Genomic DNA, 14,158 nt, shown 5'->3' with positions numbered 1-14,158 from the left:
TGAATTGAGCGCCGATTCGCTTCGTCATCCAGAAAATTTGAAGCCATCTCGCCTGCAACTTCGGAAGTTGGTCCATTGATCAGCGTTTCCCTAAGGCGATCTACCGTCAAGCAATCGACTCGCGGGCCGGCGACGGCGAAGGCGCGGCCTGGTGGGATGAGGTAGCCGACGAAATTCGCGACGTCGTCGCAGCACGAACGATCAGCATCGCGGCGGACCTGATTGCGTGGTGGCATCACGACTGGACGTGCATCAACGATACGCCGCGCCGGGCGGCCACGCGTATTCGAGACGCGGCGCGAGCGATGCGCCTGCGAGCATAGGAAAACGCCATGGCCGGAACCCGGAAGAAAGTTCTCGATCTGGGCGTTGTGAACCGACAATAGAGCTCGACACAAGACAATAGTTCTTGACACAAAACAATAGAGTTTGACACAAACGAATGCCTCGCTATACTGCACGATTTTGTTCGACCGGGCGGATATGCGAGGGCGACGTTTCAAGACGCAGAACGACATCGACAGGTACGTGGCGCAAGGCTACGGACAGGGTTCCGGTGTGGACTACAAGCCGTGGCTTCGCGTACAGGACGTGCCATCGCGTGGCCGTTCTCGAAAGGTTAAGGGCCTCAAGACTGGGCGCGTCCACCACGTGCTCTCCGATCTCGAATACGCGTACCTTGTGGTACTCGAATTCTCCGAGCGCGTGATCGATATCCGGGAGCAGTTCCCGTTGCTCCCAGTTTCGCCGATCCAGGATGTCGCGACGCAGCGTGGCATTCGATATCCGCGTTATGCTCAAACAACGGTGCCGTTCGTGATGACGACCGATTTCGTCGTCACCGTCAGGACAGACGACGGTTTGGCGCGTGAATACGCTCGTACCGTGAAATACGCGGACGAACTGTCGTCAGGGAACAGGCTCCTGCGCACTCTGGAAAAGCTCGAGCTCGAGAGAGCCTGGTGGTTGCAGCGCGGGGTTGACTGGCAGATCGTCACCGAGCAGAGCGTGGATCCCGTGCTCGCCAGAAATCTCATCTGGCTTCGCGGCAGCGCGCAGATCGAGCGAGACATGCAAAGTGATGAGCTACGCGCCCGGTTCGTTGAGGGCATTGGGGATGCCGGAAGCCATGACCGGACCCTGTCGTCGCTTCTGCGCACGGTCAGCTATCGGCTGCGCATGCCTTATCCGGATGCCGTCAAGCTTTTCAAGTATCTGATCTGGCACAAGGTACTCCTGGTTGATCTCAGGACGCCGATGTTGTTGACATCGCAAGCACCTAAGATTCAGGTCATGGCGAGTGGTGCGGCGCCCATAAAGCGGGCGGCGTGACATGGCCAATACGATTGCATTGCCCAATACGGTTATCGAAGCACTGTCTGATCAGCTACCGTTTGAAGGGATCGCCCGTATTCTCTGGATCGACGAAGCGGCTGCAAAGACCACGTTGATTACGATAGCGGAGACGCCAAGGAAGCCGTGGGTCGTCGCGAGTGAGGATGTTCGCATGTGGTTCCGGCGCGGCGACGTCCGGCCCAGTCAGTTCCGGTTGCCGGCCTATATGCTTCAGGTTGAAGAGGATATCCCGAAGGGCGAACGGGAAATACGGGATCGCAACTGGGAGCGCATTGCTCGTCTGGTCGACACGGCAGTACCGGGTGAAATTTTCGAGGGACGCGCGATGGGCGCGCTCGTCGCGCTGCATGCCGAAGCGACAGGGGCGCAACGCAAGACCCTGTACCGCCTTCTCTATCGATACTGGACGTTCGGGCAAATTCGCAATGCATTGTTGCCGAACTACGAGAACGTCGGAGCACCTGGTAAGGCTCGCGTGTTCGCTGCCGGCAAGCGCCCCGGGCGTCCGCCGAGGCATTCCGCGACGCGCGGCGCACATTGCGGAAAGATTCTTGGCGAGGACGACAAGAGCTTTATCAGGATCGGGTACTCCCTCTTCAAGAACAACGAAGTGGCGTCCGTGACGGACGCTTACCATCGCACCTTGAGACGATTCTACGTCGAGGAACACGTTGTACCCGGCACATCGACGGACGATCTCACGCTCAAGCCGCTAGACCAGTTGCCGAGTCTGCGGCAGTTCAGCTACTGGGGGAAAAAGGCGTTTGACGATCTGACCGTCCAGCGCTCGCGTGCGGGCGAGCGGCGCTGGCAGAAAGATCATCGCGGGCTGACGGGACGCGCTGGCGACGGGGTGTATGGCCCCTGTCACCGCTTCGAAATCGATGCGACGATCGCCGACATTTATCTCGTGAGCCGGTACAACCGGAACTGGGTGATCGGTCGTCCTGTGATTTACGTCGTCGTCGACGTGTTTTCGACCATGATCGTCGGTATCTTTGTTGGCCTGGAAGGACCGGGCTGGAACGGCGCCCGTCACGCGCTGTTTAACGCGTTCACCGACAAGGTCGCGTTTTGCCGCACGTACGGCATCGAGATTGAGTCGTCCGCGTGGCCCTCGCACCATCTTCCGCACGAACTGATGGCCGACCGGGGCGAAATGCTCGGGCAGGCGGCCGAGGGCCTTGTGGCTGGGCTGGGCATTGATATAGCGATCGCGCCACCGTTCCGGCCCGACTGGAAGGCGATCGTGGAGAGCCGGTTTCGCCTGCTGAACAAGACGTCGCAGATCCACTGGATCCCGGGCGCAGTCAGGGAGCGGATTGCCGAGCGCGGCCAGCGCGATTACCGCCTGGATGCCGTCCTCGATCTGGCGGAGTTCACCAACATCATGATCAGCAGCGTGCTGCATTACAACCACCACAGCCGCCGACCGGACCGGCTCACAACGGACATGATTCACGAGGAACTCGAACCATCGCCCATCAATCTGTGGCGTTGGGGGATGGAAAATGGGCTGGCAACTCCCAATACGCAACCTCATGACCTCGTGTATCTGCATCTGCTGCCACGCGAAAGCGCCTCGATCCAGCGCGGTGGGATCTGCTTCAAGGGCATGTACTACACGTGCGCCTACGCGATTGAGCAAAACTGGTTTGCGAGGGCGCGCAGAGACGGGCGCCGCACCGTAACCGTCTGGTACGACCCGAATGATACGACGCACGTGTGGCTCCAGGACAGCAAGCGCAACTTTGTGCGCTGTGACCTGCTCGCTTCGGAGGAGCGGGTCGCACAACGCCGGCTGGAGGAAGTGCTGGACATGCTCAAAATGACTGGATCGCCGACAGGCGAAAGCACATATGCGGCGCTCAACGACAGGATCCGCCTGGACGCGCATATTGGTGCGGTAGTTGGACAGGCCCAGATGGACAAGCGAGCGGCGCAGCCGGTCGCGCCAGTGCCGGTCAGCAACCAGGCAGCGGACATCAAAAGGCATCGGGCGTTCGAAAAGGCAGCCGAGCGGCAACGCCCGGTGACGTTGCCGGGCCCCGATCAGCATGCGGTGGATGTGCCCGTAACCACGCCGGCTTCGTCGAGTGTGGCCGAGGCTTATGCTGGCGAGCGCGGCGGCGAAGTGTTAAGCCTGCTTGGACGACTACGCGACAAGGGGACGAGGTCATGACGCCTGCCGGAATACTCGTTGCCGCCGAATATGCCGATTCGCCCATTGCGCAATATCAGGGCAATCCCCTCATTGAGGCATTGCCGCCGATCCGCTCGGAAGCGGACGCCGCGGCTTGCATGGCGCTGTTTCCCGATGAGCCCGGCGGCGAAACCGGGCTGTCGAAGGAAGTCCGCCTGCACTGTATCGACCGGTTGCTGCACCTGGTTCAGCCACTCCCGATTCATCTGGAACTTGAGTCGGCGTTGTCCGCTTTGATACGCAGCGGCTATGTCGGCCGCAATCCCCTGTCGCAGTCGACGTGGCGGCACGTGTATTCGCTTGCCCTCGGTCAGGCAAAAGAAAGCGGCTTCCGTTCGACGGCTTCCACGCTGAGTGTCGTGGGCTTGAGCGGGATCGGCAAATCGACGGCACTGGAGTCCATCCTGCGACTCTACCCGCAGGCGATTCGCCACCGGCAATACCGGAGGCAGGAACTGGTTCAGGTCCAGATCCCGTGGCTGAAGATCGAATGTCCATTCGACGGTTCGCTTACCGGGTTATGCCACGCGTTCTTTCGCGCTCTCGACCGGGCCATCGGAGAGGAACGGTATGCCAGACGCTATCGTTCGATCCGGGGCATTGTCCAACTCGTCCATCAGATCGAGCAGATCGCGAGTACCCATTTCGTCGGCGTGTTGATCATCGACGAATTGCAGCATCTGCGGGTTGCAAAGACGGGCGGCAAGGAGAACATGCTTAATTTCTTCGTCAACCTCATCAACAGCATCGGCATTCCGGTCGTGTTTGTGGGGACCAATTCCATGATCGAACTATTCTCCGACGTGATGCGTAATGCGCGACGCGCCACAGGTCTGGGGCTGAGCGACTTCCGGCAACCGAAGCGCGATGATCCGGCGTGGGCACTGCTAGTCGATGCCGCGTGGCAATACCAGTGGGTTCGTCATGTCGAACCCCTGACGGACGAGCTTCGGAAGGTGCTGTACGATCTAACTCAAGGGGTGACGGACTTTCTGATCAAACTGCTCGTGCTCGCCCAGCGACACGCGATTCACACGGGTGAAGAGCGGCTGACGCTCAAGCTGTTGCGTACGATTGCCGACACCAGGATGCAGTTGCTTAAGCCGGCGCTCGACGCGTTGCGAAGCGGTGACACGAAGCGCATGTCGAAGTTCGAGGATCTGCTTCCACCCGACAGCCAGATTGCCGCGATGATGGGAGCGATCGATGGGGATGCGCGCGTTTCGTCGCGCCTGGCGATGCTTCAGGACATGCGGCGTCCTCCCGCCGGAAACGCTGAGGCATCCTTGTCCCCCATCGCGGTAACGAGCGGAATTCCATCGACCGGTGTAAAGCAATCGGGAGTTCCGGTTCCTTCCGAAGCCCGGCGCCTCGTTGAATGCGATGCACCGTTTGTCGCCCTGCGCGATGCCGGATGGCTGCAGGCAGACGCGCTGGAATTCTCCACGGCATATGCCGATTGCTAGTGCCGATGCGGAATCTGCTGTTCTTTGTCCCGTCTTTACCTGACGAGACCATCCAGTCGCGCGTTGCCCGACATCATGTGCTGTCGGGCAACCGGGTGGAGAGCGACACCTTTCTTGACCTGTTCGACAGTGCGCCGTTTTCGCTCGAGCAAATCGTACCGCCATCCCTCATGCGGCTTGCGGATCGTGTGAACGACGGCTCGCAGGCAGCCCTGCAAACGCTTCTGGCAGGCAACACCCTGTGGCCGCTTTTCGAGCCGTTTCTGGACGGCGTGTTGCAGCCGCTGACGGCTGACGTTGGAGCGATGATGAGCCGGTTACCACGTCGTGTTGTCGGCCTCTACGGCGAAGCGCATCTCTGCCCGGCCTGCGTTGAAGAGGACATTCATGCGTTCGGGATGGGGTACTGGCACCGGGCGCACCACGTCCCGGGCGTGAGCATGTGTTGGCGGCATGGCGCGCGCCTGCTTTCGAGTTGCCCGCAGTGCCACCGGCCTTTCCAGTTTCGCCAGCGACTACTACGCCAACCGTGGCTAGCTTGCCGCTGTGGCTGGCAGGTGACTGCGGCGGAAGATGATGGCATGGCAGGCTCACCGATCCCGCTGCAATACGCGCGCTTTGCTCGCGATCTGCTTAACCGTCCCCTGGGCCGGGTGGACCCCTTTCGCCTGCGCGTGGCGTACCAGAACCGCATTCGAGAGCTAGGCTTCAAATGGGGGGCAAGGCTACAGGCGAAAGCGTTCCAGGAACACCTGATTGAAGAACTGGGCGAAACGTTCCTCTCTGCAGTGGATCCGGCGTTCGCCGCGAAGCGGATGAGCTTCTGGATACGCTTTGCACCGGGCAACAGCACGGTATGCGATATGCCGATTACGCGGCACCTGTTGCTCGCGATGTATCTGTTTGGTACGCGGGACGAACTTGCATTGAGCCTGCAGCGTGTGTCCCAGGAAGAGACTGCGATTAGACGCACCAGGACAGTTGAGGAAGGCCCGACACTTGAGGGGGCGGCGGTGTCGATGCCGCGTATAGCGCACCGGCGTCGAATACGGGACGAGCTGAGAAGAAACCCGCAAACGACCATCCAGGATCTGTGGCGCAAGGTATATCGTGTCACCTCGTGGCTCTACGAGCATGACCGGGAGTGGATACAGGAGACCCTCTCGATTTCGGCAGCAGATAGAGTGGGCGGTGGTCAGTCCGCAGCGAAAACCGTATCTCCGGACGACGAGCGCTTCGCCGCACTCGTCGACGAGGCCGCCGTTGCGATGCTCGCTAGGCCGGGAAAGCCGCAACAGGTGACAAAGGAGCGATTACTCGCGGTTCTTCCGGTGCGCATTGCCGACACGCCCCGGCAACGCGAGCGATATCCCGACACGCTAACGCGGGTCACGGATAACCGGGAATCCACGTGGCACTTCAGGGCGCGGCGACTGTGGTGGGCATACGCACTGATGAGCGCACGGGGCGACGCCGCGCCGGCGAGAGAAGCCGTGATCTTGTCTGGCGTTGGCCATTACGCGGCCCAGGCAATCATTGAACATTGCGGATGGGAACCTGTGTTGCCACTTGCTGCGAAGTTTGATGCGCTGGCGAAGCTGTCTGAAGCGGGAATTACGCCGAAATGGGAGGGGCCGCCCGCGTGGCAAGGCCGAGCCATTGGAGGGCGTGCCTATCAACGTCGGCCGTAAGGCGATTCGAGAGAAAATCAAGCTCGGCGTCTGGTGATCCTTGGCTGGCGGGGGCGGCTACCGTCGCCACCCAGATCCTCAACGAAAGGTTCCTGCGCCAGGCAAAACTCGATCGCGATGCGCCTCATGCGGCAATCTAAACTGCGCTCCGCGCCTGTCCCTCATCGCGGCGCCATGATCCGTAACACGGGATGTCCATCGACGTCCTTGAGCGCAAACCAGGCATCGTGTGATGCTGCGTCGACACTGACGACGTGGGCATCCGGTCCCACACGGCCATCCCCGATTTTCACCACGTGCGAAGTGTCCACGTGGAACATGGACACCACGCCCGCCTCGCCCGCGACATAGACCGTGCGCAGCGCCGGATCGTACGCCAGCACGTCCGGCGTGCCGCCGACATCGAACGCCGCGATCTCCTTCATTGTGCGCATGTCGAGCACTAGCAGACGATCGTTGTCCTCGCAGGCAATCAATGCCAGACGGAATTCCGGCACGATCAGCAGACCGTGATTGCCCCGCGCGCCAGGCAGCTCAGTGCGGGCGACCACGGTGTCGGTGCGGGGATCGATCTCCACCAGTTGGCGTCGCGACTGCACATTGACGAAAACGTGCCGCGATACTGGATCGTACTGCGTGTTCCCCACTTCACCGCCGAGGGACACGGTCGCGACGCGCCGGTTCGTCGAGCCGTCGATCACGGTCTCTGTCTCGCCGGTTTCGTCCGATACGTAAAGCTTCTGAACGTCAGGCACCCAGGCCATCCCATCGGGATAGACGCCACCGGGCGTCCTCGCGACAATCTTCAGCGTGTCCGCGTCGATCGCGACGATCTTGTTCGTGCCGGTGGCCGAGGCGTAGACACGGGACAGCGCCGGAACAGCCAGCACACCATGTACGGCGGACACACCCGGAATGCGCGCGACAACGCGCGAAGCGAGCGTGTCGAAAACGACGACTTCGCCGTCGCCCAGATGAGCGATGAACAGCAGGTGCCGCTGCGGGTCGTAGCTCTCGTAGTCGAACCGCGACGCGCAGCCGGGTAGTGGCACATCGCCGATCAGCTTCAGTGGCAGGGTATCGATGGCCGGGTCATCCGAACCGTGCGCGACGCACCCTGTGCCGCCCCCGGCGATCACCGCGAACCAGACGACCATGGCGACCCTCGCCGCAAGTTGCCCACACAATGAACTGCCGCGAATCATGGCGCGCCTCCATCCGGCCGGATATGGCGGAAGGCGGCAAGCACGGCGAGATCGTAGGCAATCTTGAGCGTCCCGCACGCGATCAGCGGCGCAGCAAGCCATCCGGCTGCGAGCATCGCTGCGGCAATCGACGGCGCCACGGCCGCGGCAAGGCTGCGCGGCACAGCCGTGAAGCTCGCGGCAGCAGGCCGCTCAGCGGGCGTCACGACGGCCATCACGTAGGCGCTACGCGTCGGCACATCCAGCCGGGAAAGTGCACTGCGCAGGAGCAGCAACGTCAGGGTCAGCGGCAGGGATGCCGTCAATGCCGCGGCAATCAGGCACACGCTCGACGGGATGTGGGTGAACACCATCGTGTTGAGTAACCCGATCCTGCGCGCGATCGGCGCCGCGGCAAGCAGCGAGCCGGCACTGAGCAGCCCCGACCAGAAGAAAAACTGCCCGGCCGCAGCCAGCGAAAGTCCGAAGCGCTGGATCAGCCACAGCGTCAGCAGCGAGTTGACAAGCAGGCCGCCGGCGAACGCATCGACGCTGAACAGGAGCGCCAGACGCGTCACAATCGCGCGCGATGGACCCAGTGGCACGTGCGCCTTCGCGGCGTGCACTGTCTCCTTTGGCAAACCCAGATACAGCAGGAAGACCACGCTGCCCGTCAGCGCGTAGACGACGAACATCGCGCGCATGGCGAACAGTCCGGACATGCCGGAGCGCACCGCGAACCATTGCGGCAAAGCTGCGAGCAGCGAGCCGAGCGCCGCCGACAGCCCGCCCACGAGGCTGTAACGCGCGAACAGCGCTGTCCGGGAATCGGGGTGCGACGCTTCGGCGAGGCGTGCGTGTTCCAGCGGCAGAAAAAGACTGACGTCCCCTGAACTGGGATTGAGGGTGCCGATAAAGGCCACCACGAGCAACGGCCACAGGGTTGAGAGGCAGCCGAACGCAAGCCCTGTCGCGCCCATCAAGGCCGCGGCGAACAGCAGCAGCGGGCGGTGCGGGTAGCGGACGCTGGTCACGCCGACCAGGATCGTGGCGAGAGCTGATCCCAGCAATGTGGCCGTGCCAATCAGGCCGACCGTGAGTTGCTCGAAGCCGAGGGCGAGAAGATACGCGGGCAGCAGTACCGCAACGAAACCATCACAGACTCCGCGCAAACCTCGCGCCGCGAGCAACAGCCGCGCGCTGCGATCGATGCCCGGCGGCCACAGCAGGTCCGACAGGGGTGCACGGACAGGGGGCATCAATGTCTCCACATTCGGGCCTGCATGCGGCCTTGTACCGCCCCCCTTGTCAGGCCAGGGCGTGCGACTGCATTGCGGCCTGCAGTCTCAACGCTGCGTTGTCCCAGTTGAGGATGCTGAACAGCTGGTTGACGTATTCGTTGCGGCGGTTCTGGTACTTCAGGTAGTAGGCATGCTCGAACACGTCGAGCACCAGAATCGGCTGGATGCCCCACGCGGTGAGTTTCTGGTGGTTCTCGCACTGCAGGATCATGAGCTTGCCGGTCGCCGGCAGATAGCCGACGACACCCCAGCCCGAGGCCTCGGTGGCAATGGTCGCAGCGACGAGTTGCGCCTTGAATTTCGCATACGAGCCGAAATGGCGGTCGATCGTTCTGGCGAGCTCGCCTCCCGGCTCACCAACCTTGCCAGAAATGCTCGTCCAGTAGATCGTATGCAGGATATGGCTGGAAAGCTGGAACGCCAGTTCTTTCTCGTGGAATTTCACCAGCGCAAAGTCGCCGGTTTCCCGTGCCCGGGCCAAGCCTTCTTCCGCCTTGTTCGCCGCAGCGGCGGCGGGCTTGTGATGGAAGTTGTAGTGGAGTTCCACCGTGTGGGCGTCGATTACCGGTTCGAGCGCATCGTACGCAAACGGCAGCGGTGCCGCCGCGTAGTTGCCGTCCGCGTTGACCAGTCTGTCGGTAAAGCCCGACGCACTAGCCGCGTGAACCAGCTGCGCCTGGGCCAGCATCATGCCTGCCCCCACTGTGGCGGAATCATGCAGAAACGTGCGACGTGTCTTCATTTGCAATCCTCACAGTTTTCGTGAACGCACCCGATTAATGGGCGTGCAGATGGACAAGCGGATAGAGGGCGAGACCCGTCAGGGCCGCGGCAACCACGATTGCGGGTTCCGGAAGCTTCTTCACACGCCAGAGCAGCAACGCGGTCGCGAGCGCGATGAGCGCGGTCGGCCAGTCGATGACCGAGCGCTTTGCGATCACAATGACCGAGCCGGTAATCGCCCCCACGGCTGCGGCGGTAATGCCGTCGACAAACGCCTTGACGGCGGGGAGCCGCCCATATTTCTTGAAGTACGGCGCAGGCAGCACCGTGAACAGGTAGCACGGGATGAACGTCCCTAGGGCAGCGATGCAGGCGCCAGCCAGCCCGGCGACGAGATACCCAATGAAGCCCACGGTAATGACGACCGGCCCCGGCGTGATCATCGCAACGGCCACCGCATCGACAAACTGTTTCTCGTTCAGCCAGTGGTGTTCCGTCACGACACCGCCGTAGAGGAAAGGCACGATCGCGAGGCCTGAGCCGAACACGAACGCGCCCGCCTTCGTGAAGAAAAGCGCAATCTGACCGAGCAGCGGAAGGTCCAGACCGCTCAGCGGCCCGGCAAGGGCCGGTGCCTGTGTCGCGGCCAGCGCGTTGATCCCGCCTTTGCCCAGCCATTGAGGCGGCGCGCGGCGTAGCCAGTTGACGATGCCACCGGCGATAAAAAGCCAGGCGATTTCAGACTCGGTCACGACGGTCACTGCCGCGAGGATCAGGAAGACCGCCCAGAGCAGCCGGTCCTTTCCGAGCGTCTTCGTCGTGAGCTTGTATGCGCTCATCGCAATGATGCCGACGACCGCCGCGCCGACGCCGTAGAAAACGGCCTGCATCCACGACAGTCCGCCGAAATGCGCGTAGGCCCAGCCCAGCACCACCACCATCAGGAACGACGGCAGCACGAAGGCGAGACCGGCGATGGTCGCGCCCAGCAGCCGGTAGTGCACGAAGCCGAGATAGATGCCGAGTTGCGCCGCAAGCGGGCCCGGCATCATCTGCGCGAGGGCCAGCCCTTCGCGATAGTCTCCCTCGGTAATCCAGCCACGCTGTTCGACCAGATCGCGGCGCATGTAGCCGACCAGCGCGACCGGGCCACCGAATCCGATCGTGCCGAGTTTGAGCATGTAGAGCGCCATCTGGCCCAGGCTGTATCCGGGCGCGTGTGCGGTGGTTGTGCTCATGAACGTTTTCCCGTGTCGCGCGCTTTTTCGACCGCGGCGAAGTGTGTGTACATCGAGTCGAGGACGGGACTCATGTCACTGAGCAACTGGTCGTCGTCAGCTGCACGCTCGCGCGTGCCCGCAATGATCGCTTCGAAGCCGATGGCCTCCGGCACCGGCGTGCCGCCCACGTCGAGCGCATGCACCATTGAGCTAAGCCGCATGAGCGCCGGATCACCTTCGAGTCCGAAGCTCGCCAGCAGCACTTCGAACGTCACACGTTCTCCCACATGCGTGAAGACCGCGCCGTCGAAATCGAAGCCGAGCGCGTCCTTCGGGCAATCGTCCGGCGAGGGCAGCCAGACGAAGCGGGCCTGCACGTCGATAAACCGGCGGATCAGCCAGGCGCTTGCCACGCGATCCACCCACAGCCGTCGGCGGGTTGCCCACGTGCGCCCCTGGTAGTCCAGGACGGACAGCAGGCGGATTGCGCGGTCCGCCGAGTGGGGCTCGCCAGGCGAGAGCACCGTATCGACGTGGGCCACGAAATCCTGCCACGCCACCTCCGCGCGCGTAGTCGCTTCCCCAGGGAAGAAGTCGATCGCGACAATGGTCTCGTAGTCCTTGCGCAGGCGTCGCTGCAGTTTCGTCAGTTCGGTGGCGGACTGCCCGGACACGGTCTTGCGCGCTTCGGCCAGTGTCCGGATGAAGCCATCGTACTCATCGGCCAGGTCGAAGAGTCCGCGGAATTCCGCGTCCTGCGAAGCATCGAGACTGGGGGCGCGCAGAAGGTGCGCTGCGCCACCGCTCTCGCCGATCGCCGCGACCAGCTCGCGCAGCATGTTTTCCCCTTCAGGACTGTAAGGAAGCAGATAGATGCCGTCGCGCAACACCGCGCAGCCTTTCCCCTTCAGGGCGCGCCAGAAGCGCATGCGGGCTGTCGCATTCCCGGTGGGTAGCGTCAGGACAAGGACGGACCAGGTCATCAACGTATTCATGTAGACAATGCTACGTTTATGTAGCGATATCTACAAGTTAACTTTGTGGGCGTGATGCAGAAGACTGACCAGATGCGATGTCATCCGGCCGCGCCAGTCCGCTCGTTACACTGATGAACCACAGGCCACGGATGCCCCAGCGCTGCCACAATAGGGATGTGCCCATCGTCTATCCGGCTTTCCCGACTCCAGTACACGCAGTCTGCGGTAGCATCAAGCTCTCTTCCAGCCGAGACGTGACGAACGCAAGTCCATGAAGGTTCTTATTGTCGAAGACGATTCCGCGATCGCAGCGAACCTCTACGACTATCTCGAAGGTAACGGCTATGAGGTCGACATTGCTTCCAATGGCAAGGCAGGACTGCGGATGGCGATCGCCGACTCGTGGGACGCCATCCTGCTCGATCTGGCGCTGCCCGGCATGGACGGACTCACGCTCTGCCGCAGGTTGCGCGAAGAGGCGCGGCGGGACACACCGGTGCTGATGCTCACGGCCAGGGACGCACTGGACGACAAGCTGGAGGGCTTCGTGCACGGTGCCGATGACTATCTGGTCAAGCCGTTCTCGCTGAAGGAGGTCGGTGCACGTCTTGGGGCCCTGATCAAGCGCTATCGCGGGCAGGTCGCCACCATGGATCTTCTATTCGCCGACGTAAGACTGGATCTGTCGACGATGACCGTCGAACGGGCCGGGCATCCGGTCAAGCTTCCCCCAAAATGTCTTCAGTTGCTGCGCATCCTGCTGCAGTCGCCTGCGCGCATGTTCACTCGCGCCGAGCTTGAATCTGAAGTCTGGGGTGAGGAGCTGCCCGACAGCGACACACTGCGCACGCACATCTACACCCTGCGCAGGGCGCTCAGCGAGCAGGGCGAGGCCGACCTTGTCGAGACCATCCATGGCGTCGGCTACCGGCTCGTTGCACCTGATCAAGATGCGAAATAGCCTGCGCTTCAAGGTCGCGCTTTTCTTCTCGGTGCTGACCATCGCGTTGCTGGTCGCCCAGGCGCTCGGCGTGAGGACACTGGCCGAGGCACAGGAAGAGCGGCTGATCACGGCACTCATCCATGACGACATGACGAATGTGCTCAAGAGTTACGAAGCCAACCCGTCCCTGCTGCCGCCCTTCGATGTCCGAATGAATGGCTATGTTTCGGGCGCGGACAGCCGGACCATTACGCTGCCGGTGACGATCGGGAGTCTGCCTGCCGGCACGCACGAAATCATCATTGACGGACGGGAGATCCACGTCGCGATCGAGCCGCTCGGCGCGGCGCGGCTGTACCGCGTTTACAACTTCAGTATTTACGAAAAGCATTTCAAGGAAGTCATCAATGCCCTGATGGCAGGCACAGGTGTCTTTGCATTGCTCACGATCTGGCTGTCCTTCGGCCTGTCGGGTCTGTTGGTGCGGCAGGTTGCCGGTCTCGCGCGGCAGGTCAAGGAACTGCGGCTCGGCGGGGCGGTACCGATCCAGCCCGGCAGGTACGATGAGACGGAACTCGTCGGGCTCGTGGAGGCTTTCAACGACTACCACCGGCGCATTGCCGACATGATTGCTCGCGAGAAGGAGTTCACGGGGAATGTGAGCCACGAACTGCGAACGCCGCTTACGGCAATCAAGACGAGCTGTGAACTGCTTGAACAGGATCCGGCGATCAGCGGCAAGTCGCGCACACGTCTGCAGCAGATCGAGCGTGCGGCCGACAACATGCGCGAACTCGGCAACGCGCTGCTGACGCTCGCGAGAGAGGATTCGGCACGCGAGGTCGAGCCGATGGCGCTCGCGAACCTGATTGAAACGTCGCTGACGCGTTTCGCCGACCGTTTTGCCCGAAAGGACCTGGCGGTCGTCAATGCTGTGGAACGCGGTGTTTGTGTGCTGGCAAACCGGTCGGCGCTCGCGATCGTGCTGTCCAACCTCATGAACATGTCCGCATTTTTGTGGGCGAGGCGGTTGAACAACAGGTTATCCGCGTGCCTGCGTGAATCGCTCGCCGAACAGGATAGCAAACTGGTTC

12 protein-coding genes are annotated in these 14,158 nt (G+C 62.0%); 6 read left to right on the top strand and 6 right to left on the bottom strand.

Translation table 11 applies throughout. The features are described 5' to 3' along the window. Positions 1-383, bottom strand: a 383-nt coding sequence (locus DFS13_RS40670; RefSeq protein ID WP_220087079.1) for a hypothetical protein, incomplete at its 3' end; no start/stop codon positions are given. A 46-nt stretch (positions 384-429) separates the two neighbouring features. On the opposite strand from DFS13_RS40670, the gene DFS13_RS38920 reads away from it, so the two are divergent. The 4 genes from DFS13_RS38920 to DFS13_RS38905 are packed head-to-tail and all read left to right on the top strand — an operon-like array spanning position 430 to position 6,716. Further along, positions 430-1,332, top strand: coding sequence for a TnsA endonuclease N-terminal domain-containing protein (locus DFS13_RS38920; protein WP_223274428.1), 903 nt, complete (start codon positions 430-432; stop codon positions 1,330-1,332). A 1-nt stretch (position 1,333) separates the two neighbouring features. Beyond that, positions 1,334-3,538, top strand: a complete 2,205-nt coding sequence (locus tag DFS13_RS38915; protein WP_027813535.1) for a Mu transposase C-terminal domain-containing protein — start codon at positions 1,334-1,336, stop codon at positions 3,536-3,538. Further along, a complete protein-coding gene (locus tag DFS13_RS38910) occupies positions 3,535-5,025 on the top strand; it encodes an ATP-binding protein (RefSeq protein WP_046196986.1) in 1,491 nt (496 codons plus the stop codon). The genes DFS13_RS38915 and DFS13_RS38910 overlap by 4 nt, the downstream gene beginning before the upstream one ends. Before the next feature lie 5 nt (positions 5,026-5,030). Then, entirely contained in the window at positions 5,031-6,716 is a 1,686-nt protein-coding gene (locus DFS13_RS38905) for a TniQ family protein (protein WP_027813537.1), read from the top strand. A gap of 161 nt (positions 6,717-6,877) precedes the next feature. Here the strand turns inward: DFS13_RS38905 and DFS13_RS38900 are convergent, their stop codons facing one another. The 5 genes from DFS13_RS38900 to DFS13_RS38880 are packed head-to-tail and all read right to left on the bottom strand — an operon-like array spanning position 6,878 to position 12,139. Continuing rightward, positions 6,878-7,873, bottom strand: a complete 996-nt coding sequence (locus DFS13_RS38900; protein WP_223274429.1) for a YncE family protein — start codon at positions 7,871-7,873, stop codon at positions 6,878-6,880. A gap of 44 nt (positions 7,874-7,917) precedes the next feature. Beyond that, on the bottom strand, positions 7,918-9,159 hold the full coding sequence (locus DFS13_RS38895; protein ID WP_046196987.1) for an MFS transporter: 1,242 nt from the start codon (positions 9,157-9,159) through the stop codon (positions 7,918-7,920). Positions 9,160-9,208: 49 nt separating this feature from the next. After that, positions 9,209-9,943: a superoxide dismutase gene (locus DFS13_RS38890; RefSeq protein ID WP_223274430.1), complete on the bottom strand. Its 735-nt coding sequence runs from the start codon at positions 9,941-9,943 to the stop codon at positions 9,209-9,211. Between the two features lie 34 nt (positions 9,944-9,977). Continuing rightward, positions 9,978-11,162 carry a chromate transporter gene (locus tag DFS13_RS38885; RefSeq protein ID WP_027813541.1) on the bottom strand — a complete coding sequence of 395 codons (1,185 nt, stop codon included), beginning with the start codon at positions 11,160-11,162 and terminating at the stop codon, positions 9,978-9,980. Beyond that, entirely contained in the window at positions 11,159-12,139 is a 981-nt protein-coding gene (locus DFS13_RS38880; RefSeq protein ID WP_027813542.1) for a chromate resistance protein ChrB domain-containing protein, read from the bottom strand. The genes DFS13_RS38885 and DFS13_RS38880 overlap by 4 nt, the downstream gene beginning before the upstream one ends. Positions 12,140-12,392: 253 nt before the next feature. Between DFS13_RS38880 and DFS13_RS38875 the strand changes: the two genes are divergently transcribed. Continuing rightward, the gene (locus DFS13_RS38875) at positions 12,393-13,082 is read left to right on the top strand and encodes a response regulator transcription factor (RefSeq protein WP_027813543.1); all 690 of its coding nucleotides are present in this window, start codon (positions 12,393-12,395) and stop codon (positions 13,080-13,082) included. Next, positions 13,072-14,158, top strand: a 1,087-nt coding sequence (locus DFS13_RS38870) for a HAMP domain-containing sensor histidine kinase (protein WP_111442874.1), incomplete at its 3' end; no start/stop codon positions are given. The genes DFS13_RS38875 and DFS13_RS38870, both read left to right, overlap by 11 nt.

It is taken from the genome of Burkholderia sp. 28_3 (assembly GCF_003253915.1).
Taxonomy (GTDB): Bacteria; Pseudomonadota; Gammaproteobacteria; order Burkholderiales; family Burkholderiaceae; genus Burkholderia; species Burkholderia cenocepacia.
Note: the sequence above shows the minus strand (reverse complement) of the source record. Positions and strands in the feature narration are given on the sequence as shown.

Excerpts from the sequence above, each read along its gene's own strand:
- DFS13_RS38915 (WP_027813535.1), top strand. The coding sequence starts at position 1,334 with ATGGCCAATACGATTGCATTGCCCAATACGGTTATCGAAGCACTGTCT.
- DFS13_RS38910 (WP_046196986.1), top strand. The coding sequence starts at position 3,535 with ATGACGCCTGCCGGAATACTCGTTGCCGCCGAATATGCCGATTCGCCC.
- DFS13_RS38905 (WP_027813537.1), top strand. The coding sequence starts at position 5,031 with ATGCGGAATCTGCTGTTCTTTGTCCCGTCTTTACCTGACGAGACCATC.
- DFS13_RS38900 (WP_223274429.1), bottom strand. The coding sequence starts at position 7,873 with ATGGTCGTCTGGTTCGCGGTGATCGCCGGGGGCGGCACAGGGTGCGTC.
- DFS13_RS38895 (WP_046196987.1), bottom strand. The coding sequence starts at position 9,159 with ATGCCCCCTGTCCGTGCACCCCTGTCGGACCTGCTGTGGCCGCCGGGC.
- DFS13_RS38890 (WP_223274430.1), bottom strand. The coding sequence starts at position 9,943 with ATGAAGACACGTCGCACGTTTCTGCATGATTCCGCCACAGTGGGGGCA.
- DFS13_RS38885 (WP_027813541.1), bottom strand. The coding sequence starts at position 11,162 with ATGAGCACAACCACCGCACACGCGCCCGGATACAGCCTGGGCCAGATG.
- DFS13_RS38880 (WP_027813542.1), bottom strand. The coding sequence starts at position 12,139 with ATGAATACGTTGATGACCTGGTCCGTCCTTGTCCTGACGCTACCCACC.
- DFS13_RS38875 (WP_027813543.1), top strand. The coding sequence starts at position 12,393 with ATGAAGGTTCTTATTGTCGAAGACGATTCCGCGATCGCAGCGAACCTC.